Source organism: Klebsiella sp. Lac1, assembly GCF_009825425.1.
Taxonomy (GTDB): domain Bacteria; phylum Pseudomonadota; class Gammaproteobacteria; order Enterobacterales; family Enterobacteriaceae; genus Klebsiella; species Klebsiella electrica.
In genome coordinates, this window is the sequence record NZ_VJZJ01000005.1 from 1 (window position 1) to 21,333 (window position 21,333).

Genomic DNA, 21,333 nt, shown 5'->3' on the forward strand with positions numbered 1-21,333 from the left:
CGGCGAACGGCTCTCAAACGGGTGAAGGTAACAACCAGCGGAGCAGAGCAGCAGGTCCCCGCAAAACGTCAAAACCGCGGCCCCGGCAACTCAACGGGTGACGGTTTTAAAACCTCAAAGTCAGAAAAAGGAAAACACTCATGAATACCCGCATCGTTCATTCCATATCGTCCGTTCTGCGTACTGATGGCTTTGTGCGCAACATCCACGCCGCTAACCCGTTCGATGTTATCCGCGCCGATGTGGTGCTGGCACGCATCGAGAAAGAGGCGGGGCGCTGCTGCGGGATGCATTACGAGCTGTATCAGGCGCGCGTGCTGGGCGATGCGCTGGATTATCTGGGCGCGCTGCCGCTGAAAGACCGCCCGGCATTCATGGGTGCGGCGGCAAAACGTGGGTATCTGCTGACGTTAGCCGAAGAAGAGTGTGCGCAGGAAGCCCGCGATGTGCTGCTGAGTGAACTGGCGGCAAACGAGTAGACAACCCCGGATGGCGGCATGTAGCTGCCATCCCTTAACCCGAAGGAGAAAACCATGCACTTACATCTCACCGAATCCTCAGCCCGTCCGGGAATGCAGGTCACAACAGAAGCCGAGCGCGAATACTGGCTGAGTCGCCAGAAAGCAGCGGTGAAAGCGCCCGCTGAAATCGATGTTCACGCCTTCCATGATGCGCTGGGTCTGATGTACCCGCTCAACTGGTCAACGAGTGAGAGCGGTGGCTGGGAGACGTTCATGCTGCAGGAAATGGTCTGTGGTGACGTGACAGAGATTTATGCCCGCTACGGAGCCAGATATTTCCGGCTGCGGGATGTGTGCAACCTGAGCCATGCGCAGATTAAAACGCGCATTAAGGAGGAATTTAACCTGTTCCGGAAATGAAAAAAGCAGGGAAAACCCTGCTTTATCCACGCCGTAAAAGTCGCGGGAACGATTTTTTCGGCTTCACATACACGATATATGGAGGTCTGTATGACCCTGACTATTCTTTCACCTTCCACTGAGGCTGTAAAGCCCCGCCGTCACCAGCGCATTCTGCGCGATGACATCGCCGCGCGGGAGATTGACCCGGCGCTGAAAGCCTTCGGACGGCATATTGCCCGGAGCATTCGCAAGGGGCGCGGCGTCCATATCCCGGCGATGAACAACACCGCCTTCGGGCAGGTGCTCCGCACGCTTGAACTCAAACGCGCATGTAACTGATAAGGTGAGCCGCTCCTTCGGGAGCGGCAACAGCGGAGGTAATTGTATGTCGCAGCTGAGTTTTGCCGATGTGTTCAACATGGCCAGAGAAACCGCTGAGAATAGCCCTGTGATCCAGGTCAGGGCGCAGGTCGCGGAAGTGGTGCCTTCTGTTCAGCGTTTGATGAGTGAGCAGCACAGCCGGAGCCGGTTTATCCACGTGTTTAAAGACACGGGTCGCCATCTGGGACGCTGGGAGGTGTTCAGTGATTTTCTGTCACTGGCCGCCAGTGAACTGGATATGGCCCGGATAAGAGCGCCGGAAAGCATTGAGCACTGCCGGAAAATCTGCGCGCGTTATGAGGCGTCAGATATCGCGAAGATGCAGGAGATGTTCTGCATGATGGTGTGCGCACTGGAGGCTAAATTTCATGATTTCCTCGGCGCCATTTTCATGGTGCTTGAGCTGGGCGATAACTTTCGCGGGCAGTATTTTACCCCATATCCGGTCCAGTCCCTCATGGCCCGGATGCTGATGCCGGGCGTCAGGGACACTATCCGCCGGGAAGGGATAGCCACGGTCAGCGACCCGGCCTGTGGTGCCGCCGGGATGCTGATTGCGTATGCGGAGTGCCTGCTTGAGGCAGATATCAATCCTTCCATGCACATGTTCGGCAGCTGCATCGATATCGATCCGGTGGCGGCGGATATGGCATTCATCCAGCTGTATGTGCTGGGAATAGCCGCCGAAGTGGTGACGGGGAACACGCTGACGATGCAGATCCGGCGGGTAAGATACACCCCCGTGTATTATCTCAATGAGTTCGAAAAACGTCTGGCAGACCAGAACCGATACCGGGCTATGCTGGAGTTTATGCGCGGAATACCGGAGGCTGCGTAAATAACCGGAAGGGCAGGGGATAACCTGCCCGACTGCGGAAAAAAGGCCGCGCACCTGCGGTGCAGACTAATACCGGCTGCGCTACGCGCCGCCCGTATTAGTCCGTCGCGGGTTTCTCTCTTCATTAATATTTATTTGTCACTGTTATATTTCATCCGGCATCCTGCTGTTTATCTCTTCTGGTATTTACCCTTTGCGCTGAAAATAATAAAAACTGGTCCGGGCGTCGTCCCTGGCGGGACACGGCTGTCGTGAACAGAGCCAGCAAGCTGTCTCTGCCCGGCCCTTCGGTAAACCTCCGGGCAGCGGGCTTCCATCCTGACGCAAATTCAAAATTGCGCTTGCTGCATCCTTATCAGGATGCGCCGCTGTCACCGTGGCGATAAATACCCGCCACTCTGATGGCCGGAACGTGAATTCGATAAAGACCGAATTGGCGTTCCGGGTTGTGTGCATGCTCACCCCCGCGCTATATCGCCCGACATCATCTTTTCGCGGAGGGCGGCTTTTAGCATCAGCCGTGGCGAAAATAAAGGGGTATATAAACGCTTCGCGCCCCTTTATTTCCTCCCCGTCGGCTGCAAATTGCCCTTTGCCGCTCAGTGATGAAGTCGAACGATTTAATAAACCGCGAAGGAGAAGTTCAGCATGCACACAATTAACGTCAACACCAAGGTCAACACCGCCACTCGTGAATCAGACGAACAATTTAAAACAGACAAATATCTGCGTTATGCAGTGACCGATGGTGATGAGCGTCTGGATTTTATCCCGGCCCTCTTTTTTACGCCGTCAGCAGATAATATGGCGGCTAGCTGGTTACGCCAGCACTCCGATTACGACGGTGGTTTCTGGTCTTACTGGATCATTCCGCAGGGTGTCGGCGGAAATATCACGCCTAATCGCATCCAGTTCATCACTACGCAGACCGGGTATATCGCACCGGAAGGAAAACAGTCTTACAGGATGCGCATCCCCGGCAATTATTTTGACGGTGACGTCAGCGCCGATGCTGCAGGAATTATTGCTACACTAATGATAATGAACTGGCTGTCATGGCAAGTGGCTGATATGGGACCGGAATATGCCCGCGTCTGTAAATATCTTGTTTCCCGTCAGGATGCGCTGAAAGATTATCTCAGCATTATTCATCATCCCGAACGGCATTTAATCTGGCGGGCGATAGACTAATCATATACCTGAAAAAAAGACCTCATTCATGAGGTCTTTCGTTTTTAACCAGCCGGGATTGTCCGGCATTTTTATTTGCCTTGATGGCCCGGTAGATAGCTTCAATCTTTCTGGCATATGCCAGTCGTCGCATGGCCTGCCTGTCCGTTCTGCGGAATCCTGCGTTGTAGGCACCGACTGCCTCCCAGCTGACGCCCCACTTCTTAAACGCCAGCGCCAGATAATACGCACCGGTATAAATATTCAGGCAGGCATCCGTCAGAAGATGTTCCGGTTTAATACCGAACTCCGATAACCGGGCATGGTGCTGCGAATCGATTTGCATCAGTCCGGCACCGTAGCCCGATCCCGGATTTTTTCCGATGGCATTCACCACCCATTTAGACTCCTGCCATGAAATAGCCCGGAGCAGATCCGGATCTATTTGATAATCCCGACCCGCCATATCAAAACAATCCGTAGCCCATGCAGGCGTGGATATTAAAAGCAGGGCGGCAAACGCCAGTTTTTTTCTCAAAAGACTCCCTCCGGGCCGATTCCTGCAAATACGTTAACCCAGACCAGGGCCAGACTCAACAAATATGCACTCCTCACCACAAAATCACCACACACTACGCAAAATTAAAATTTTGCAGATTTGCATTTAAGAACAGTGGTTTAGTGTGAGTTAAATTAATTTATTTAATATAAGATTATACGATAGCGAATCGTCAATGAATTACCGACGATTCATTAACGAATCGCTAATGAATCGCTTACGATTCATAATATTAAATTCAGGTGGTTAAGGTGAATTGACTCTAGATTCAATTCGTGATGTGATTCGCCTGGTGAATTGCAAAAAAACAGTATGAATCTAGATTCGATTCACGATTCGAATCGTGGACGATTCATGCGTAATGGCTGGAGTTTATAAAATATGAAATCTGGATTTTTATAAGGAGTATGACGTGGCTAAAGTTCAGGCTTATGTCAGTGATGAGGTTGCTGATAAAATTAATGCGATTGTTGAGAAAAGACGTGTTGAAGGGGCAAAAGATAAGGACATCAGCTTTTCAAGCATATCAACAATGTTGCTGGAACTAGGCTTGCGTGTTTATGAAGCTCAGATGGAACGCAAAGAATCTGGTTTCAATCAGATGGCCTTCAACAAGGCCTTACTGGAAAGTGTGATTAAAACGCAATTTACAGTTAATAAAGTTCTCGGCATTGAATGCCTGAGTCCTCATGTCAGTGGAAATCCGAGATGGGAGTGGCCGGGACTTATTGAAAATATCCGGGATGATGTTCAGGAGGTTATGCTCCGATTTTTCCCTGACGAGGAGAGCGAAGACGAAGAGTAGAATAAGACTTTTCGTAGAAAGGTGATTGATTGTATAAATAGAGTGCTTTTTTATTCAAGGATGAATAATTGTTCTATTCATTGATGATTATTCAGAATAAAGATCTATGCTTATTTGGTGACTTTATTGAAAGTGAGTTTTATAATTCAGGTGTAGTTTAAAAATTGAGAAACATTAGCGTCAGAGGATGCACCCTCTGACGCTAACTATCCATAGAACCTTCTAAGGAGGCAACCTATGTGTGCGAAGGATCGTAGTCAAAACTCAGTATGCAGTCAAACGGAATTGGTGAATTCTTTATTCCATCTGGCTGATGTTTCGTCTTGTCCATGTCTCATTCGGGATTCATCGGGTATCATCGTCCATAGCAATCTATTGTTAACTTCAAAAATTTTAGAAGATATTAATATAAGTAAGGTTTTTTCTCTATTCTCACACTCTGATTTAAGATCTCTTAACGAGGAAGATGTCCGTGTAATTACATATGGAGGGGGGAAAATCGTTGATGGTGTTACGATCGGTAAATATAATTGTAGCATTTTAATTGAAGGTTTTTTTGTATGTGACAGGGTTTATACGAAGTGGACTTTTGTTAACATTAAAACTCTGGATTTTGATTTTTCCGATAAGTTGGTTTCCTTTAAAAATTCTTTTCTCGATCTTATATCTTCTTTGGCTAAGGAGAACGTTAATAAATGGTATGTGCTACATTTACACTCCTTCGGCTTTACTCATGGTCAGATCTCAAATCTTATTGGTATTAGTGAGAAAACATCGAGAAATTATTCCTTGGAAATACGAAGGGTATTAAAGGTTAGTAACCAGGATGAATTAATTTTACTTCAAATCTCATCATCACTTTACCATATACTCATTTCTAATATATCAAAGCCTCTTGCCCGAAAAGGGTTTTCTATAATCAAAGGACATTTCCGGTAAATGAATGTAAGTGGGATTTACTCAAAATCCCACCTTTATTTGTTTACTTTTGTTCTTGTCAATGTAAACTTTATTAAAGTTTATTAACTGTTTTTTTGGAGGACGATTGGAAAGAGCGGTTAGGAGTAACGCACGATCTGCGCCAGGAAAAAATGTGCTTCTGAAGCTGGATGAAGAGACTAATCGTCGGCTAATCAAAGCTAAAGACAGAAGCAGAAGAAGTAAAACGTCTGAGGCATATTTGCGATTGAAAGATCACCTTGAACGTTTCCCGGATTTTTATAATTCAGAAATCACTGAGCCAGGAGGTAAAAAGACATAATAAATTATGTAGTTTAAAGTTTTCTAGCTGTTTTAAATAATCATTCTTTTTAAAGGAAATAAATATGAATGCTGTATTAAGTGTTCAGGGAAATGCTTTCTCTGAAGAAACCAAACCGTCTTTTATGTCACGCGTTTTCAATAAAAAGACAGCGCTGAAAGTGACCAAGGCTGCGCTGCCGTTGGCTGTTCTGGCATCGTTCTTCCCGGACGTTGCTATGGCCACCACCACCGCAACAGACCTGATGAAATCCGGTGATACCACCGTGAAAGGCACCTTCGGCAAGTCTTCCAGCGTGGTCAAATGGGTTGTTCTGGCTGAAGTTATCGCGGGCGGCATCATGTATATGATGACCAAAAACGTGAAGTTCCTGTTTGGCTTCGCCATCATTTCGACCTTTATTACCGTCGGTATGTCGGTCGCAGGTTACTAACAGGATAAAGGTGATGACGGGAGACGAATTAAAGAAATACCGTTTCCCGGAAACACTGACAAACCAGAGCCGCTGGTTTGGCTTATATCTTGATGAACTTATCCCGGCCGTGATTTGTCTCGGCTGGGGTTTCTGGACCAGTAAGTTCTTATTTGGTATGGCCGCAGCGGCACTGGTTTTCTGGGGTATCAAGAAACTGAAAAAAGGGCGGGGCAGTTCCTGGCTACGCGACCTGATTTACTGGTATCTGCCAACCTCCCTTCTTAAAGGCTTCTTTCATGATGTTCCGGACTCCTGTTTCCGGCAGTGGATTAAATAATCGGGGAATTAACATATGGAACATGGAGCCAGGCTCAATACCACGCGCGTTATTGCGCTGGGTTATATCTGTCTGGGGACAGTCCTGGGCCTCAGTCTGACCACGAATATTATTCAGGGTATTAATAATTACCGCCTGCAGACCGAACAGAAAGTGGCTGTGACTCCCATGCTGTTCAATGCACCTTTCGCTGTTTCTCAGAATCAGGCGGACGCATCCTATCTTGAACAGTTAGGACTGAGTTTTATTGCGCTGCGTCTGAATGTCACCCCGGAAACGGTCGACGCCCAGCATGCCCAGCTGCTCCGGTATGTTTTTCCCGGGGCGCAGAACAGCCTCAAAATCCAGCTGGCAGAAGATGCTAAGCGGATAAAAGACAACAATGTGAATGCCTCTTTTTATATGACGTCTGTCCGTACGTACCCGGCTGAAAATCGGGTGGATATCCGCGGAGAACTGAAAACGTGGATAGGGGATTCTGCCCCCTACAGTGAAATTAAAAGTTACGTCCTGCAGTTTAATCGTGTGGATGGTGTCAGCTGGCTGGCGCGTTTTGGAGAAATAAATAATGAAAAAAATTAACCCGTTATTTCTCTCCGGTTGCCTGTTCTTTTCGCTACCTGCGATATCGGCCACCCTCAGCGGTACGCTGGCGCCGACCGTTGTTCCCCTGGCGAACGGCGGACAGGCAAACATCGCCGTGAGTAACACGGACCCCAACCTCTTCACCGTTCCCGGTGACCGTATCACCGCGATTAACAGTCTGGACGGCGGTCTGACAAACCAGGAGCAGACCGACAGCGGTGGCGCCATTCTGGCCACGGTCAGCAAAAAACCGTTCACGTTTATTGTGGAAACCGAGCGCGGACTGAACTTTTCCATCCGGGCGGTACCACGCGCCGGGGTTGGCCGGACTATCCAGCTGGTCTCCGAGCTCGTGGGGACACCGGGTCCCGCTAAATCATGGGAAGAATCCAGTCCGTATGAAGGCATTCTGGTTTCCCTGAACCGTGCTGTTCGCCAGGGCCAGATCCCTGATGAATACCAGGCTGTTCCTGTCACATCGGAATCACTGCAGGTGCCCGCTGGTCTTCGTGCGACAGCGGAAAAAGTCTGGACCGGGCATCACCTGAAAGTGGTGCGTTACAGCCTCGAAAATATCAGTTTTTCGCCCCGAATGATCCGCGAAAGCGATTTCTGGCAACCCGGCACCCGCGCCATCATGCTCAGCAGTCCTGCTGGTCAGCTGACCGGTGGTGGCCGGATGCAGGTCTGGATCACCACCTCTGAAGGGGGGCGCTGATGGCCAACTTCAATACGATCATCAAACGTAAGCAGTACCTGTGGCTGGGCCTCATTCTGGTCGGTGGCGCGGGCGCCATCGGGGGGGGAATGTATCTTTCTGACCTGAACCTGAGTTCGGAAGAAGAGGCCCCCGTGCAGGGAGAGCCTGCCCCGGATATGACAGGCGTGGTTGACAGTAATTTCAACAGCAAAGTGGAGCAGCATGCGACAACGGAGATGCAGGCCACTGCTGCGGACCTGAACAAGCGCTTTGGCGCACTGCAGGGCGAAGTGGACATACTGAGTAAGGGCCGTGCTGCCGATCAGGTTCGTATCGAGCAACTCAGCAATGAGAATGCCGCGATGCAGGAGCAACTGAGGACGCTGGGCGTCAGGCCATCCGTTCCCGGTGGAGAGCCGGCGCCGACCCCTCCCTCTCCGGCACCCGGGCCGGAAGGTGAACCGCAACCGGCAAATTATCCGCCACAGCCTGGTGGTGCGGTACCGCCGCCGACCGCTTTCTATCCGGGTAACGGTGCTGTGCAACCCCCGCAGGTCAGTTATCAGTCTGTACCGGTACCGAACCAGATCAACCGTAAAACGTTCATCTACAACAAAGGGAAAAAGGGCAGGGAGCTGCCGTATATCCCGTCAGGCAGTTTTGCGAAAAGCAGTCTGATCGAAGGCGCCGATGCGAATGCTTCCGTGACCGGGAATGAATCAACCGTACCGATGCAGTTACGCATCATCGGTCGGGTGGAAATGCCGAACAGTAAAACCTATGACCTGACCGGCTGCTTTGTCGGCCTGGAAGCCTGGGGGGATGTCTCCAGTGAGCGCGCCATTGTCCGGACCCGCAATATCAGCTGCATCAAAGGGGATAAAACCATCGACCAGCCGATTAACGGTCACGTCTCATTTATGGGCAAGAACGGTGTGAAAGGCGAGGTGGTGATGCGTAACGGCAAAATCCTCGGCTGGGCCTGGGGCGCAGGCTTTGTTGACGGGATTGGTCAGGGCATGGAGCGGGCTTCGCAACCTGCTGTTGGCCTGGGTGCAACGGCATCCGTTGGCGCCGGGGATGTGCTTAAGATGGGGATTGGCGGCGGGGCATCCAAAGCCGCACAGACCCTGAGTGAGTATTACATCAAACGCGCTGAACAGTATCACCCGGTCATCCCGATTGGTGCCGGTAACGAAGTCACGGTGGTGTTCCAGGACGGTTTCCAGCTGAAAACCATTGAAGAGCTGGAAGCGGAAAAGAACGGGCAACAACAGGCGCAGAACCAGGCACAACCTGAACAACCCGAGAGCAGGTCACAGCAATCCGGCGGGAACCTCAATGGTTTTAATACCGATGAGATGCTGAAGAAACTGGGCAAGCTTGACCCGCGCGAGTTCTCGCCAGGGGCTGCATCTCAGGGAGAAAACAATGGTTAAGTCTCTCATCACTCTCGTTCTGTCAACGCTGCGCTGGACTCACTGGCTGGTTCAGTATGCGGTGGTGTATCCGCTCGGTATGATGATGTTGCTGGTTGTCGTTGTGTTCTGGACTGGGCATAACACGCCCGGGCAGATGCTGGTGAAGACCATTGAATCGGTGCAACGCGAAGGATATGTCATTCACGACTGCACGGGGCCAGCTTCGCGTGAAGCACTTAATGGTGATGCGGTGAAGCCACTGCTGTCTCCGGTTTTACAGGAAGCCTGCACGACTGTCAGTACGGATGCGACAGGGTACGCAGCACATATCGACCAGGGTTACACAAAAAATATTCTCTGGCTCTGGCTGCTGATGGCGATGGTATTTACGGGGGGCTCGATAGTTATCGGGAGTACTCCCCGGACCGGAGTGACGGGATATTAATTTTTAATAAATAAACAGAGGACAGGTGAATATATGAAGGAATTAATACTGTTAATTCCTCTGGGCAGCGCTTTGCTTTTAACCGGGTGCGCGGGCACAGAGACGGAATTTGAATGTAATGCCACGACATCGGATACCTGTATGACGATGGAGCAGGCCAATGAAAAGGCGAAAGCAAAAGAGGAAAGTGCTTCGGCAAAGCCGGCTGCGGCAGGGTTGCCACAACTGGCTGAGGGTAATTTCAGAACAACGTCAGTTAATTCGTACCCGTTGCCGCCACAGCCCAACCTGACCCGGGCCAGAGTGGCCGTGGAAAAAGATCGAGCACGTGCAGTGTACCTAAATAATCCAACGGCAAAGAATGAAGCAGCATATTTCGAAACCGAGAAACGGAGCCAGTCTTTGCCGGTAGTAAAAATGTCTTTACCGGTGGTCGCGTCAACGTTTTCGTCACCGTCAACGCTGCCAGGTAATTATCCCCGGCCATTGAGAAAAGGGGAGGAGACAACGTCTTTGTGGATAGCGCCGTATGTAGATTCAGATGATGTTTATCACCAGCCCACAACGGTTGTATTTGTGGTTAAGCCATCGGCATGGGGCCAGCCCCGCATTAACTAATCAACAGCGCCGTTAATGGCGCTGTATATCTCTTTTTATTACTGGCTTTAAACGAGTGCCCTGTGCGTTGAAAGGGATGGGCGGTAGCGTACATAAATATTTTATGCTGAAAGGTAAATTGAAACCCATCTGTCTGGTTATAGCACTTATTTTGATGGTCCCTGGTGGATTGATTTTTTTATCAGTGCTCGGTGCTGTGAAAGAAGGAAGTCAGACATCTGATTTTACGGCGATTATATGGGTCTGTTTAATTATGGTGTTTACAGGCGTGGTTATGGTATTTAAATGGTTAGACAGTTAAATGATTAGGCAGAGGTGATAAAAAACATGTGGGATGACAGGATTATAAATTGCTTTTGTTTGGTTATGGTTGTGTTGGTGGGTGTAATGTTTTTTTTTAAATTAACACAACCCAGCAATGACGATTTAATTAAGGACGGTAAATACTGGTCAGCTGACTGCATTCTGAAGGAGGTTGATATTCCTACCGGTTTTTTAACTGGTAACATTAATCGACTGGATTGTTCCGGGGTCGTTGTTAATGTGGTGAAGGGAAAATACGACCAGGCAGTATCTGCGTATAACAAATCTAAAAATCAGAGGTGATGCAGGATGATTAACTTTAAAGATTTCACTGGTCTTAAAGAGAGTACATTCTTTATCTCTCAGGATGAAAAGCAAGCGACTATTGATATGAATGAATGGATTGAAAACAATACGGTTTCAATAATGTCGATTGAAACGATAGTGAAAGAATATCGATTTGTTTGTGTCAGGCTCTGGTACAAAGAGGAACGTTGAGGACGTGGTGCTGAACATCATAAAGATGAAAATATTGAAATCAAAGCCAGTGAGCCACCGAACGATACCAGGAGAAACTTGAAATGAACGCATTTTACTATGGTATCAATCTGGGATGGATAGCGGGAATATTTCTGGCGCTCTTTATTGTGGGGGGCATCCTGGCAGCATCAATGTGTGCAATCCCACAGAAGTATCAAAGCCGTTTTAACGCTGGGAACACCTTTATCTGGAGCTCACTGGCCGCCGTGGTGGGACTGGCTGGGATACTCCCCATCCTGATTATGACGGTATCAATGGATGACCTGGAAGCAGGTAAACACTGGCACACAGAATGCAAACTGATGGAAGTCAACATTCGGGATGGTGCCTTTTCAGAGCCTGTGAATAGACTGGATTGCGCCGGGGTTATCATCAATGTACCGTCCGAAAAATATTATCGTTATATCTCTGAATGGCAATTGTATAAGGCTAAAAATAAATGAAATCAGATGAGATGAGCTGGTTTAAACATGTTCTTAGTTTGTCTGTAATAATCATTTTTGCAGGTTTTTTGTTTTATCTTTATGACTCGGAATACAGAGGTGACAAAATAGCGACCGAAGAACAGTTGCTGGATATTTCTCATGAAATACCCTGTGCGGGAGAGGCTTTTTGGATGGTGCTTCGTAATAACCCGAAGCCGTTAACCCTTCGCTCAGCGAATAAAATAGCCTCAGAGTGTAACGAGAGGAATAAGCAACTTCAGGTATTAAGTAAAACCCGCTCCGATGAGGGGTGAATATATCCGTCAGTGGCAATTACATAAGGCTGGCGATAAATGAATTTACCCGGTTGGCATAATAATTATTAATGAGGTTTTTTAATTATGGCTTTGATTAAAAAGTATGGTTTTTTGCTTATTCCTGCGTTGTACTGGCTCATCTATCTGGGTGTCAGATTGACTTACAACGGACTGGCTGGAGAGTACACACCAGATTTCATTCAGAGTATACGCCATGACGGTGTGTTTATTATCTGCAGCTTACTGGTGTTTTATATTGCCTGTTTAAGAGTTGATGTCAGTGACGGAGAGCTTTCAGGGGTGCTCTTTTTGGCTGTTATTCTTTTTCATGTTGCTGCATTAATTATCTCGCTTCTTATCTGTTTATGGCAGGGGGCACTGTTGTCGGATGTTATTTTTATCTGGCAACTGGGCACCTCGATGATGATGTTAGTGTTCATCCCTGTACTCACTTTTAGATATGCTTAGTTATCCCATAAAAAATACAGCGTCTGACATGTCTGTTGTTTGCTGCTTCATCTCTTTTTTTATTATTTAAACGCTCATTAAGGAACGCTCACATGCGTAATAACCTGATGGATACCGTCGCTCAGGCCGTGAACTCGCTTGTGTCGGCACTACAGTTACCTGATGAATCTGCGAAAGCGAATGACACGCTGGGCAGCATGAATTTCCCCCAGTTTAGCCGGATTTTACCCTATCAGGATTATGATTCTGAAACAGGGCTTTTTATTAACACGAAAACGATCGGCTTTATGCTGGAAGCCCGACCCCTGCCGGGGGCAAACAAGGATATTGTCGGCACACTGGAGCATTTGTTGCGGACAAAAATCCCTCGTGGCGTGCCGTTCACTATTAATCTGGTGTCCAGTAAGCTCGTCGGGAACGACATTGAGTACGGGCTGCGTGAATTTAGCTGGAGCGGTAAGGAGGCGGAGAAGTTCAACGCCATTACCCGTGCCTATTATCTCCGCGCGGCAGAAACCCGCTTCCCTTTGCCGGAAAGCATGGATTTACCCCTGACCCTGCGGAACTATCGGGTCTTTATTTCCTGCTGTATCCCGAGAAAAAAGAAAAGCAAAGCACAGATAGTCGAGCTTGAGAACCAGGTCAAAATTATCCGCGCCTCACTGGGTGGCGCCTATATTCCCACGCGTGTTATGGACGGTGCCGCGCTGGTCGAACTGATGCGTGAAGTGATTAATCCTGATCCGGGGGAGATGTATCACAAACCCTATAAACTGGACCCGTATCAGGACCTCAACTATCAGTGTGTGGAAGACAGTTTTGACATGAAGGTCACGGCCGGGCACCTGAAGATCGGTCGTCTTGGTCACAACGGGAAAGAGACAGTCACCAGGGTGACCAGCTATCACCTTGAACGTGACCCGGAAATTGCCTTCCTCTGGACCAGTGCGGATAACTACGCCAATTTACTGAGCCCTGAGCTCTCCATCTCCTGTCCGTTTGTGATCACACTGACACTGATGGTGGAAGACCAGGTGAAGACCCAGAATGAAGCCAACCTGAAGTTCATGGACCTGGAGAAGAAAAGCAAAACCTCTTACGCCAAATACTTCCCGTCAGTGGAGAAAGAAGTCAAAGAATGGGGTGATATCCGCCAGCGTCTGGCGACCAACCAGACCAGCCTTGTGTCATATTTTTTCAATATCACCACCTATACCCAGGACAATGTTGAAGCCTCACTCACCACCGAACAGCAGGTGCTGAACAGTTTTCGTAAAGGCGGTTTCCAGCTGATCCCTGCCCGCTACCATCACCTGCGTAACTTTCTGGCCATGTTGCCCTTCAAATCCGGTGAGGGACTGTTCAGAGAGCTGCAGGCGGCCGGGGTGGTCAAACGGGCCGAAACGTTCCAGGTCGCCAATCTTCTGCCCGTGGTGGCCGACAGCCCGCTGGCCCCGGCCGGTCTGCTGGCGCCGACCTACCGCAACCAGCTGGCGTATATCGACCTTTTTTATGAAGGCATGGATAACACCAACTTCAATATGGCGGTCTGCGGCACCTCCGGGGCAGGTAAAACGGGGCTGATACAGCCGCTGATCCGCAGCGTGCTGGACTCCGGCGGTTTTGCCTGGGTGTTCGATATGGGGGATGGCTATAAGTCCCTGTGCGAAAACATGGGCGGGGTCTACCTCGATGGTGATTCGCTGAAGTTTAACCCGTTCGCCAATATTCTCGATGATGCCCACTTTGACCTCTCCGCGGAACGTATCCGTGACCAGATGTCAGTGATGGCCAGTCCGAACGGTAACCTGGATGAGGTCCACGAAGGCCTGCTGTTGCAGGCTGTGCAGGCGGCCTGGCTGAGCAAAGGGACGCATGCCCGCATCGATGATGTGGTGGCGTTCCTGCAGAGCGCCAAAGACAGTGAGGAATATGCCGACTCTCCGACCATCCGCAGCCGCCTGGACGAGATGATTATTCTCCTCGATCAGTACACGGTGAACGGGATTTACGGGGAGTACTTTAACTCGGACAAACCCACCCTGCGCGATGACGCCCGGATGGTGGTGCTGGAACTGGGGGGACTTGAATCGCGCCCGTCTCTGCTGATTGCCGTCATGTTCTCGCTGATTATCTATATCGAGAACCGGATGTACCAGTCCCCCCGGAGCCTGAAAAAGCTCAACGTCATTGACGAAGGCTGGAAACTGCTCGATTTCAAAAACGAAAAAGTGGGGCAGTTTATTGAGAAAGGGTACCGGACCGCGCGCCGGCATACCGGTGCCTACATCACCATCACCCAGAATATAGTCGACTTCGATTCTCCCACCGCATCCACCGCAGCCCGGGCGGCCTGGGGTAACTCCTCGTACAAGTCGATCCTCAAACAGTCAGCCAAAGAGTTCGCCAAATATAACCAGCTGTATCCGGATCAGTTCTCAAAGATGGAGCAGGACATGATTAACAGTTTCGGCTCTGCAAAAGAGCAGTGGTTCAGTTCTTTCATGCTGCAGGTGGAAGCGAACTGCTCCTGGCATCGTCTGTTCGTCGACCCGCTCAGCCGGGCCATGTATTCCTCCAAAGGCGCGGACTTTGAATTTATCCAGGCGCGTCGGAAGGAGGGTGTCGATATTCATGACGCGGTGTATGAGCTGGCCTGCCTTAACTTCCCGGCGGAAATGGCTGAGCTGGAAGCCCGCATCGCACGCGATAACGTAAGGAATACAGCCTGATGGAAAACAGTACAGAAAAACAGACAAGCACGACGTCCTCAACCTTCCGCCGGGTTTCCGTCATCGTTGCCCTGGTGCTCTTCACGCTGGCGACCAACGTCTTCCTCACGCGGGTGGTACTGGAGTACACCACGCCGCGGGTGGTGGCCTTTGATATGAAGAAAACGCTCGACAGTTTTATGGACAGTGTCAGTCAGAAACAGCTGTCAGAGGCGCAGTCCAAAGCGCTGTCGGAGCGGTTTAACAGTGCGCTGGAGCAGAGCCTGGCGGATTACCAGCTACAACATCATGTCCTCATCCTGGTCTCGCCGGCGGTGGTTCAGGGCGCTCCCGATGTGACCCGGACAATCCAGACGGACATCGCCCGCCGGATGAAAGGAGGCCGCGAATGATACGTCTTCGTCGTTACCTCCTAGCCAGTTGTCTGTTGTCGCCATTGACCTATGCCGCCGACCTCGGAACCTGGGGGGATTTATGGCCCGTCCGTGAGCAGGACATGCTGGAACTTATCACGCAGCGGCTGCAGGGACTGCAACAATCCGGCCAGTGGGATAAGACAATGGGCGAGTTTAAGCAGCGGGTGATCGAGAACAGCCAGCGCCCGGCCCCGGTGGAGGGGCTGCACAGAGCGGAGAAATATGCGCAACGCTGGTTTGACCCCAGCATTCGCCTGACGGAAGACCTGAAGGATAACGAAGGGCGGGTGTTTGCTCACCAGGGCGAGCTCATCAATCCCCTGAAAACCGTGCCCTTTATGCAGACCCTGTACTTTATCAACGGCGACGATCCTGACCAGATAGCCTGGATGAAACGCCAGGTGCCGGAAACGCTGATGAGCAAGATTATCCTGGTCCGGGGCAGCGTCCCTGACACCTCGGCTGCGCTGGACAGCCGGATTTATTTTGACCAGAACGGTGTGCTTTCAAAACGGTTCGGCCTGACCAGTGTGCCGGCGCGTATTACGCCGGCGCCCTCCGGTGAGCGGCTGAATATCGAAACCTTTCCTGTTAAATAAGGACGTTTCAGTGAAATCCCTGACCCTGTTTCTGAGTGCCCTGATGATGTGGGGATACAGCCTCAGTGCGGCTGCGGACCCCTCCTGCGAGGGACGTTTTGTTAACCCGATCACCGATGTCTGCTGGCAATGCATTTTTCCGATGTCCATCGGGAGTGTGTCGGTTGCGGCCGGAGGTGGCCCGGATACCGTGAATCCGGCCAGTCCGGTTCAGTACTGTCCCGCACCGCCCCCGATATTTGTTCGTATCGGTCTGGCGATTGGCTACTGGGAGCCGATGGCCATGACGGATGTCAGCCGTTCACCTGGCTGCATGGTGAACCTCGGGGGATTCAGTATCAATCTCGGCAAGACCGGGATGGGTACGGCTAAGAAGGATGACAGGCAGGTGAACGGGGCCTTCTATCACGTCCACTGGTACAAGTATCCGCTGACCTACTGGCTGAACATCATGACCTCAGCCGGGTGCCTGGAAGGAGGCGATATGGATATTGCCTATTTATCCGAAATCGACCCGACCTGGGTGGACAGCAGCCTGACCACCATTCTGAATCCGGAAGCGATTTTGTTTGCTAACCCGATCGCCCAGGGCGCCTGTGCGGCAGATGCGATTGCCAGTGCATTCAACAAACCACTCGATATTTTGTTCTGGTGCGCCGGCTCTCAGGGTTCGATGTACCCGTTTTCTGGCTGGGCCAGCAACGAGTCCAGTCCCCTGCAGTCATCGCTGTTACTCAGTGAGCGAATGGCCTACAAGCTTCACCGGCAGGGACAAATCATGGAGACCGTCGGCGCAGATGTGGCGGTCTGCTACGAATACCCGTCTCCGATCATCCCAAAAGAGCGGTGGCGCTATCAGATGGTGAATATGTATCCGGACAGCGGTCAGTGCCACCCTCTCGGGCGCAGTGTGATGCGCTGGGAGGCGGGCAGAAATCCACCCAACACGCGGAAAAACTACGGCTACCTGATGTGGCGTAAACGTAACTGTGTCTACCTCTGAATGGAGTCCCTGATGAAGTTAAAGAATGTATTAATGACGCTGGTTGTATTGTCAGGCCCAGTCGTCGCTGCCGGTAGCCCAGGCAGTCCGACTACGGCAGACAGGGAGTGGCTGAAACAGCAGGAAAACCTCAGTGAACAGTTACGTCAGCATCCGGACAAACAGCTGCAGCAGGAACTGGAAGCGCAGATTAACCGCAATCCCCTGGCACAGTCCGATCGTCAGTTTATTGACAACCTGGCCAGTCAACAAAAGGAGGCTAACCAGGAAAAACCGACTGAAGGGGCGCTGTACTTTGTCTCCTTCTCGATACCGGAAGAAGGTCTGAAGCGAATGCTTCACGAAACAAAGCAGTACAGCATTCCTGCCACGTTGCGAGGGCTGGTTAACAACGATATGAAAGCGACGACCGATGCGGTGATGAACCTGGTGAACGACGGGGTGACTGACGGTGTGCAAATCGACCCGACGCTGTATACGCAGTACAACATCCGTAGCGTGCCGGCCCTGGTGGTGCGCTGTCAGGCCGGCTTCGACGTGGTGCATGGCAATATCAGGCTGAAGCAGGCGCTGGAGAAGGTCGCAGAGAAAGGGGACTGCGCGCAGACGGCCCGACAGATGCTCGACCTGTCCTCAGGTGCCATCAGGAGCCAGCCATGAATGGAAAACCGTACCATTATATCGACAAGGATATCCGGTACCTGGTGGCCTGTATGAACGCCCATGAGTTCAGGACCTACGCATCCTGTCAGGGGTACGGGTTACCGGTTGATTCCATTATGCCTTATATCGCTTTCACCTCGTCTGTTGCGAAGGCCTCACGGCTCAGCCAGTGTCTGCGTGAAGATGCTGAATCAGGAGATCCTGTACTGAACTGGGGATGGGATATCACCGGCAGTTTTGATTCAACGTATTCCCTCTGTTTTCGGCTAAGCCCGACGAAGCCACATAACCACTTAAGCCGCTGGCGTCGGGGCTCTCTGCGAGGCGATTTCAATGTCATTGCGTGCTATGTGAAAAAACAAGGAGAGTTCTCATGAAAGAGGTTCCCCTCATTATTACTCTGCACGCTGCTGTGCTCGGGACATTTATCTGGTTTACGACGCCGGTCTGTGCCGACAGCAGTACGGATTACAAAGCCGGTTCGGATTTCGCAAAACAGGTTCAGGGAGGGGGGCTCGATGCCCTGAAAAACTTTAATGGTGAGCAGACCTTACCCGGTTATACCTCCCGACCCGACCAGACGAAATACTACGGTGGCGTGACAGCCAGCGGTGACAGTTCCCTGAAAAGAGACTCTGCCTCGGAGTTCAGCCAGAACGAGGCCGGACAAAGTATCACGGAGTCGTTCACCAACCGGCCCCCTGACAGTATTTCAGCGGATGCCCCCTTTATTCAGGCGGCACAGGACACCGAATCCCGGGCGGACAGCATTGTCGGCGATACCGGTCAGGCCTGTAAGGCACAGGTGGTTAATCGTAGCGAGTTCACGAACCATACGTGCGAGCGGGATTTGCAGGTGGAGAACTTCTGCACGCGGGAGGCGACGCTGAAAGACAACGCCACGACGCAAAAGGTCAGTCGTACCTACCAGCAGGCTGTCCCGATGAATTTCACCCGAAACAGCACCCGATGGAGCGGGACGCTGACCATCCCGTCGACAGGGCGGCTGCTCAGCGTGTCTGTTGACGGTGAACCTCTGCCGGTTCCCTGGATTTATGAATGTGACAACGAAGGAAAGGTCAGAGACAGTTGCAAGCTTGCAGTCAGTGAAAACATCAGCCTCTTTGATAAAACATTCCCTGTCGATGTGATGACCTGGCCGAATACGGTGACGACGTGCTCCGGGGGCCAGAACACACACTGTACAAGTCATTACTACGATGGCACCGGGAAAATTCATCAGTCTTTCAGCATGGACCGGAACGTTGTCGCCGGGCAGAGCTTTCCGGTAACGAAAACGTCGAAAACCCAGCCATCAGTGAATGTTAAATCCATTCAGGTGACGGTCATACTGGTCATGGAGGAGACGGAAACCGTATTTGCACCAGAGGTGGTCTGGGTTGAAAGCTGTCCGTTCAGCAAGGACGAAGGCACGAAAACAGGTGAAGAATGTATCAGCCCGGGCGGGACAAAAAACCTCAACCTGGGCGGGAAGGCGTATTCCTTCACAGAAGCATGCTGGAAATACAAGGACACCTGGCTCACACAGCCTGCGGATCATGGCTCCTGTGAGAGCCTGATGAACAATACAGCCTGCACGCTCTCTTCACGTCAGTGTGCCTTCACCGGTGAAGACGGGACCTGTCTGCATGAGTATGCCACGTACTCCTGCGAAACCCGGACCAGCGGTAAGCAGATGATCTGCGGCGGGGATGTATTCTGCCTTGATGGTGAATGCGATAAAGCGGTCAGCGGCACGAACAACGGCTTTGGACAGGCAGTTTCAGAGCTCGCGGCGCTGGCCGCTGCGGGTAAAGATGTTGCGGCGCTGAACGGGGTGGACGTCAGGGCATTCACCGGCAAGGCAAAATTCTGTAAGAAGTTCGCTGCAGGCTTCAGCAACTGCTGCAAGGACAGCGGATGGGGCCAGGATGTGGGCCTGGCACGCTGCAGCAGCGAAGAGAAGGCGCTGGCCAAAGCGAAAACCAACAAGCTGACAGTCAGTATTGGTGAGTTCTGCTCGAAGAAGGTACTGGGGATCTGTCTGGAGAAAAAACGCAGTTACTGCCAGTTTGACTCAAAACTGGCTCAGATAGTCCAGGAGCAAGGCCGTAACGGACAGCTGCATATTGGGTTCGGTGGTGCCAGCAGTCCGGACTGCCGGGGGATCACGGTAGCAGAACTGCAGGGCATTAACTTTAATCAGCTGGACTTCACGAACTTCATGGAGGACCTGATAAATAACCAGAAAATACCGGATAACAGTGAGCTGACTGATAAAACAAAACAACGCATAAAAGAACTTCTCACGCAGTCTTCAGCAAAATGATTTCTGAATAATTAAATTTAAAGGTGATAAAATGACAGCGTCATTTATGATGATATTTCAGCTGCTGACCTTGTTTTTAATTCCATTCATCCTTGCTGTGTTCATGTCAGGCCGCAGCCTGATCCTGATATTTTTCGGTGCTCTGACATCACAGGCAACAGTTGCTGTCGCGTTTTCTCTGCTCTCCAGTCGGGACGGGGCTGAGTGTATGGGGATGGGGGCACTGTCGCTTGTTTTTTATGTCATCACGTTGTCCCGTATTGAAAATAATAAGGATGGTTTAAATGAATAGACTGGTCAGGTCCGCCACGGTTTTGTTTTTTATTCTAATAATGCCATTTTCAAATGCCGCAAGCAGAGAGGAACTCGAGAAGCTGTATTCAATGCAGATGCCCGGCACTGTCATTCAGTGTAAGAGAACAGATGAAACGTTTTTTACAAAAATAAGAATGATTTCCCGGTATACGGTTACGGAGCAAAGTGAAAATAAAACAAAAATGGATGGGCGGGTTGCCATGTACGCCACCGGTCTGAAAACGTTACGATTTGAAGCTGAATTTAAAGCTACCCGGACAATGCTGGATACTCGTGATATGTGGGAGGTCGACCCCGACTCGCTGGTTATGAAAGTATCAGGTGAGGATGCAAAACGCTTTAAAAATAAGGGAGGGGTTGATTTTTTCAGGGATAATAGCAGGTTAAACTATGACGATCACTCTGATATTCGATTTACTACCTACCCCGATTATATTATCGGGGAGGATGACCCCGGATTCTTTACATCAAAAGGCGCAGAGGAATGTACCACTCGCTTTGCTGACAGTTTTCCCGCGGGGAAAGCCGGGCTGAAGGTGAAGGAGGATAACAGTAATAAGGAACACAACCATGAAAATTAACTTTCATAAATATCCTGCCGTCGATTTTCTGGTGAGATTACTGCTGACAATAATCATTATCTCCCCTGTGCTGTATTTCTCATGGGATGCCGTCAAAGGGACGTCAGGTAGTGATTATATTGAGAGTGTGGTTTTTATTCTCATGGTCGGTTTTTTCTGGCTGGTGAGTTACCTGTTTTTTTCTGCTCTGGCGGGACTGATAAAAACCAGTCGTAAGGAGAAAAAAAGATGACTCAGCCTATGC

At 50.6% G+C, this 21,333-nt stretch carries 30 protein-coding genes; 29 read left to right on the forward strand and 1 reads right to left on the reverse strand.

Annotation, left to right across the window (positions count from 1 at the left end; all coding sequences use genetic code 11):
• The first annotated feature begins 140 nt into the window (after positions 1 to 140).
• The 5 genes from FNY10_RS25575 (at position 141) to FNY10_RS25595 (ending at position 3,273) form a co-directional block, all read left to right on the forward strand.
• Positions 141 to 479 (forward strand): hypothetical protein, encoded by a 339-nt coding sequence (locus tag FNY10_RS25575; protein WP_053390250.1) that lies wholly within the window; start codon positions 141 to 143, stop codon positions 477 to 479.
• Between the two features lie 54 nt (positions 480 to 533).
• Positions 534 to 881 carry a hypothetical protein gene (locus FNY10_RS25580; protein ID WP_160705038.1) on the forward strand — a complete coding sequence of 116 codons (348 nt, stop codon included), beginning with the start codon at positions 534 to 536 and terminating at the stop codon, positions 879 to 881.
• Positions 882 to 971: 90 nt separating this feature from the next.
• The gene (locus FNY10_RS25585) at positions 972 to 1,202 is read left to right on the forward strand and encodes a hypothetical protein (protein WP_032744242.1); all 231 of its coding nucleotides are present in this window, start codon (positions 972 to 974) and stop codon (positions 1,200 to 1,202) included.
• A gap of 46 nt (positions 1,203 to 1,248) precedes the next feature.
• A complete protein-coding gene (locus FNY10_RS25590) occupies positions 1,249 to 2,082 on the forward strand; it encodes an N-6 DNA methylase (RefSeq protein ID WP_053390248.1) in 834 nt (277 codons plus the stop codon).
• 648 nt (positions 2,083 to 2,730) lie between these two features.
• Positions 2,731 to 3,273 (forward strand): antirestriction protein, encoded by a 543-nt coding sequence (locus FNY10_RS25595; protein ID WP_053390246.1) that lies wholly within the window; start codon positions 2,731 to 2,733, stop codon positions 3,271 to 3,273.
• Between the two features lie 22 nt (positions 3,274 to 3,295).
• Here FNY10_RS25595 and FNY10_RS25600 read toward each other — a convergent pair whose 3' ends face one another.
• On the reverse strand, positions 3,296 to 3,790 hold the full coding sequence (locus tag FNY10_RS25600) for a transglycosylase SLT domain-containing protein (RefSeq protein WP_053390245.1): 495 nt from the start codon (positions 3,788 to 3,790) through the stop codon (positions 3,296 to 3,298).
• 433 nt (positions 3,791 to 4,223) lie between these two features.
• Between FNY10_RS25600 and traM the strand changes: the two genes are divergently transcribed.
• The 24 genes from traM (at position 4,224) to trbE (ending at position 21,321) form a co-directional block, all read left to right on the forward strand.
• Positions 4,224 to 4,616: a conjugal transfer relaxosome DNA-binding protein TraM gene (traM, locus tag FNY10_RS25605; RefSeq protein WP_053390193.1), complete on the forward strand. Its 393-nt coding sequence runs from the start codon at positions 4,224 to 4,226 to the stop codon at positions 4,614 to 4,616.
• A 237-nt stretch (positions 4,617 to 4,853) separates the two neighbouring features.
• Positions 4,854 to 5,555 carry a hypothetical protein gene (locus FNY10_RS25610; protein ID WP_094898581.1) on the forward strand — a complete coding sequence of 234 codons (702 nt, stop codon included), beginning with the start codon at positions 4,854 to 4,856 and terminating at the stop codon, positions 5,553 to 5,555.
• Positions 5,556 to 5,715: 160 nt separating this feature from the next.
• Complete coding sequence (locus FNY10_RS25615; protein ID WP_172686697.1) at positions 5,716 to 5,877, forward strand: TraY domain-containing protein; 162 nt, start codon at positions 5,716 to 5,718, stop codon at positions 5,875 to 5,877.
• A gap of 64 nt (positions 5,878 to 5,941) precedes the next feature.
• Positions 5,942 to 6,310, forward strand: coding sequence for a type IV conjugative transfer system pilin TraA (gene traA / locus FNY10_RS25620; RefSeq protein WP_064386081.1), 369 nt, complete (start codon positions 5,942 to 5,944; stop codon positions 6,308 to 6,310).
• Positions 6,311 to 6,323: 13 nt separating this feature from the next.
• Positions 6,324 to 6,629: a type IV conjugative transfer system protein TraL gene (gene traL / locus FNY10_RS25625; protein ID WP_064343526.1), complete on the forward strand. Its 306-nt coding sequence runs from the start codon at positions 6,324 to 6,326 to the stop codon at positions 6,627 to 6,629.
• A 15-nt stretch (positions 6,630 to 6,644) separates the two neighbouring features.
• Entirely contained in the window at positions 6,645 to 7,211 is a 567-nt protein-coding gene (traE, locus tag FNY10_RS25630) for a type IV conjugative transfer system protein TraE (RefSeq protein ID WP_064359954.1), read from the forward strand.
• Complete coding sequence (traK, locus tag FNY10_RS25635; RefSeq protein ID WP_064343528.1) at positions 7,198 to 7,932, forward strand: type-F conjugative transfer system secretin TraK; 735 nt, start codon at positions 7,198 to 7,200, stop codon at positions 7,930 to 7,932. The genes traE and traK overlap by 14 nt, the downstream gene beginning before the upstream one ends.
• Positions 7,932 to 9,353 carry an F-type conjugal transfer pilus assembly protein TraB gene (gene traB, locus FNY10_RS25640; protein ID WP_053390199.1) on the forward strand — a complete coding sequence of 474 codons (1,422 nt, stop codon included), beginning with the start codon at positions 7,932 to 7,934 and terminating at the stop codon, positions 9,351 to 9,353. The genes traK and traB overlap by 1 nt, the downstream gene beginning before the upstream one ends.
• The gene (locus FNY10_RS25645) at positions 9,346 to 9,780 is read left to right on the forward strand and encodes a conjugal transfer protein TraP (protein ID WP_020322358.1); all 435 of its coding nucleotides are present in this window, start codon (positions 9,346 to 9,348) and stop codon (positions 9,778 to 9,780) included. The genes traB and FNY10_RS25645 overlap by 8 nt, the downstream gene beginning before the upstream one ends.
• A 33-nt stretch (positions 9,781 to 9,813) precedes the next feature.
• Positions 9,814 to 10,398 carry a type IV conjugative transfer system lipoprotein TraV gene (gene traV, locus FNY10_RS25650; protein ID WP_064343530.1) on the forward strand — a complete coding sequence of 195 codons (585 nt, stop codon included), beginning with the start codon at positions 9,814 to 9,816 and terminating at the stop codon, positions 10,396 to 10,398.
• 612 nt (positions 10,399 to 11,010) lie between these two features.
• Entirely contained in the window at positions 11,011 to 11,199 is a 189-nt protein-coding gene (locus tag FNY10_RS25655; RefSeq protein ID WP_053390286.1) for a hypothetical protein, read from the forward strand.
• A gap of 83 nt (positions 11,200 to 11,282) precedes the next feature.
• Positions 11,283 to 11,684: a hypothetical protein gene (locus FNY10_RS26680; RefSeq protein ID WP_064343532.1), complete on the forward strand. Its 402-nt coding sequence runs from the start codon at positions 11,283 to 11,285 to the stop codon at positions 11,682 to 11,684.
• Positions 11,681 to 11,980: a hypothetical protein gene (locus tag FNY10_RS25665; RefSeq protein WP_053390308.1), complete on the forward strand. Its 300-nt coding sequence runs from the start codon at positions 11,681 to 11,683 to the stop codon at positions 11,978 to 11,980. Before FNY10_RS26680 ends, FNY10_RS25665 begins: the two co-directional genes overlap by 4 nt.
• Positions 11,981 to 12,067: 87 nt before the next feature.
• Positions 12,068 to 12,451, forward strand: coding sequence for a hypothetical protein (locus FNY10_RS25670; protein WP_042946290.1), 384 nt, complete (start codon positions 12,068 to 12,070; stop codon positions 12,449 to 12,451).
• A gap of 92 nt (positions 12,452 to 12,543) precedes the next feature.
• Positions 12,544 to 15,183: a type IV secretion system protein TraC gene (traC, locus tag FNY10_RS25675; RefSeq protein ID WP_064343533.1), complete on the forward strand. Its 2,640-nt coding sequence runs from the start codon at positions 12,544 to 12,546 to the stop codon at positions 15,181 to 15,183.
• Positions 15,183 to 15,575 (forward strand): type-F conjugative transfer system protein TrbI, encoded by a 393-nt coding sequence (gene trbI, locus FNY10_RS25680; RefSeq protein ID WP_064343534.1) that lies wholly within the window; start codon positions 15,183 to 15,185, stop codon positions 15,573 to 15,575. The genes traC and trbI overlap by 1 nt, the downstream gene beginning before the upstream one ends.
• On the forward strand, positions 15,572 to 16,198 hold the full coding sequence (traW, locus tag FNY10_RS25685) for a type-F conjugative transfer system protein TraW (protein ID WP_064343535.1): 627 nt from the start codon (positions 15,572 to 15,574) through the stop codon (positions 16,196 to 16,198). The genes trbI and traW overlap by 4 nt, the downstream gene beginning before the upstream one ends.
• 43 nt (positions 16,199 to 16,241) lie before the next feature.
• On the forward strand, positions 16,242 to 17,201 hold the full coding sequence (gene traU / locus FNY10_RS25690; RefSeq protein WP_229295972.1) for a conjugal transfer pilus assembly protein TraU: 960 nt from the start codon (positions 16,242 to 16,244) through the stop codon (positions 17,199 to 17,201).
• 12 nt (positions 17,202 to 17,213) lie between these two features.
• Positions 17,214 to 17,861 carry a type-F conjugative transfer system pilin assembly protein TrbC gene (trbC, locus tag FNY10_RS25695; protein ID WP_064343536.1) on the forward strand — a complete coding sequence of 216 codons (648 nt, stop codon included), beginning with the start codon at positions 17,214 to 17,216 and terminating at the stop codon, positions 17,859 to 17,861.
• Positions 17,858 to 18,241 (forward strand): hypothetical protein, encoded by a 384-nt coding sequence (locus FNY10_RS25700; RefSeq protein ID WP_053390297.1) that lies wholly within the window; start codon positions 17,858 to 17,860, stop codon positions 18,239 to 18,241. Before trbC ends, FNY10_RS25700 begins: the two co-directional genes overlap by 4 nt.
• Positions 18,238 to 20,193: a type-F conjugative transfer system mating-pair stabilization protein TraN gene (gene traN, locus FNY10_RS25705; RefSeq protein WP_064343537.1), complete on the forward strand. Its 1,956-nt coding sequence runs from the start codon at positions 18,238 to 18,240 to the stop codon at positions 20,191 to 20,193. Before FNY10_RS25700 ends, traN begins: the two co-directional genes overlap by 4 nt.
• A 31-nt stretch (positions 20,194 to 20,224) precedes the next feature.
• Positions 20,225 to 20,485 (forward strand): hypothetical protein, encoded by a 261-nt coding sequence (locus FNY10_RS25710; RefSeq protein ID WP_053390216.1) that lies wholly within the window; start codon positions 20,225 to 20,227, stop codon positions 20,483 to 20,485.
• A complete protein-coding gene (locus FNY10_RS25715; RefSeq protein ID WP_053390217.1) occupies positions 20,478 to 21,089 on the forward strand; it encodes a hypothetical protein in 612 nt (203 codons plus the stop codon). The genes FNY10_RS25710 and FNY10_RS25715 overlap by 8 nt, the downstream gene beginning before the upstream one ends.
• On the forward strand, positions 21,079 to 21,321 hold the full coding sequence (gene trbE / locus FNY10_RS25720) for a conjugal transfer protein TrbE (RefSeq protein ID WP_053390218.1): 243 nt from the start codon (positions 21,079 to 21,081) through the stop codon (positions 21,319 to 21,321). The genes FNY10_RS25715 and trbE overlap by 11 nt, the downstream gene beginning before the upstream one ends.
• The last annotated feature ends 12 nt before the right edge of the window (positions 21,322 to 21,333 follow it).

Bases quoted from the DNA above. Each gene is read 5' to 3' on its own strand.
- traC (WP_064343533.1), top strand. From the start codon at position 12,544: ATGCGTAATAACCTGATGGATACCGTCGCTCAGGCCGTGAACTCGCTT.
- FNY10_RS26680 (WP_064343532.1), top strand. From the start codon at position 11,283: ATGAACGCATTTTACTATGGTATCAATCTGGGATGGATAGCGGGAATA.
- trbC (WP_064343536.1), top strand. From the start codon at position 17,214: ATGAAGTTAAAGAATGTATTAATGACGCTGGTTGTATTGTCAGGCCCA.
- FNY10_RS25715 (WP_053390217.1), top strand. From the start codon at position 20,478: ATGAATAGACTGGTCAGGTCCGCCACGGTTTTGTTTTTTATTCTAATA.
- FNY10_RS25655 (WP_053390286.1), top strand. From the start codon at position 11,011: ATGATTAACTTTAAAGATTTCACTGGTCTTAAAGAGAGTACATTCTTT.
- traL (WP_064343526.1), top strand. From the start codon at position 6,324: ATGACGGGAGACGAATTAAAGAAATACCGTTTCCCGGAAACACTGACA.
- FNY10_RS25665 (WP_053390308.1), top strand. From the start codon at position 11,681: ATGAAATCAGATGAGATGAGCTGGTTTAAACATGTTCTTAGTTTGTCT.
- trbI (WP_064343534.1), top strand. From the start codon at position 15,183: ATGGAAAACAGTACAGAAAAACAGACAAGCACGACGTCCTCAACCTTC.
- FNY10_RS25585 (WP_032744242.1), top strand. From the start codon at position 972: ATGACCCTGACTATTCTTTCACCTTCCACTGAGGCTGTAAAGCCCCGC.
- traB (WP_053390199.1), top strand. From the start codon at position 7,932: ATGGCCAACTTCAATACGATCATCAAACGTAAGCAGTACCTGTGGCTG.
- FNY10_RS25590 (WP_053390248.1), top strand. From the start codon at position 1,249: ATGTCGCAGCTGAGTTTTGCCGATGTGTTCAACATGGCCAGAGAAACC.
- traV (WP_064343530.1), top strand. From the start codon at position 9,814: ATGAAGGAATTAATACTGTTAATTCCTCTGGGCAGCGCTTTGCTTTTA.
- FNY10_RS25645 (WP_020322358.1), top strand. From the start codon at position 9,346: ATGGTTAAGTCTCTCATCACTCTCGTTCTGTCAACGCTGCGCTGGACT.
- FNY10_RS25580 (WP_160705038.1), top strand. From the start codon at position 534: ATGCACTTACATCTCACCGAATCCTCAGCCCGTCCGGGAATGCAGGTC.
- traK (WP_064343528.1), top strand. From the start codon at position 7,198: ATGAAAAAAATTAACCCGTTATTTCTCTCCGGTTGCCTGTTCTTTTCG.
- traN (WP_064343537.1), top strand. From the start codon at position 18,238: ATGAAAGAGGTTCCCCTCATTATTACTCTGCACGCTGCTGTGCTCGGG.
- traW (WP_064343535.1), top strand. From the start codon at position 15,572: ATGATACGTCTTCGTCGTTACCTCCTAGCCAGTTGTCTGTTGTCGCCA.
- traE (WP_064359954.1), top strand. From the start codon at position 6,645: ATGGAACATGGAGCCAGGCTCAATACCACGCGCGTTATTGCGCTGGGT.
- FNY10_RS25710 (WP_053390216.1), top strand. From the start codon at position 20,225: ATGACAGCGTCATTTATGATGATATTTCAGCTGCTGACCTTGTTTTTA.
- FNY10_RS25700 (WP_053390297.1), top strand. From the start codon at position 17,858: ATGAATGGAAAACCGTACCATTATATCGACAAGGATATCCGGTACCTG.
- FNY10_RS25610 (WP_094898581.1), top strand. From the start codon at position 4,854: ATGTGTGCGAAGGATCGTAGTCAAAACTCAGTATGCAGTCAAACGGAA.
- FNY10_RS25575 (WP_053390250.1), top strand. From the start codon at position 141: ATGAATACCCGCATCGTTCATTCCATATCGTCCGTTCTGCGTACTGAT.
- traU (WP_229295972.1), top strand. From the start codon at position 16,242: ATGATGTGGGGATACAGCCTCAGTGCGGCTGCGGACCCCTCCTGCGAG.
- traA (WP_064386081.1), top strand. From the start codon at position 5,942: ATGAATGCTGTATTAAGTGTTCAGGGAAATGCTTTCTCTGAAGAAACC.
- trbE (WP_053390218.1), top strand. From the start codon at position 21,079: ATGAAAATTAACTTTCATAAATATCCTGCCGTCGATTTTCTGGTGAGA.
- FNY10_RS25595 (WP_053390246.1), top strand. From the start codon at position 2,731: ATGCACACAATTAACGTCAACACCAAGGTCAACACCGCCACTCGTGAA.
- FNY10_RS25670 (WP_042946290.1), top strand. From the start codon at position 12,068: ATGGCTTTGATTAAAAAGTATGGTTTTTTGCTTATTCCTGCGTTGTAC.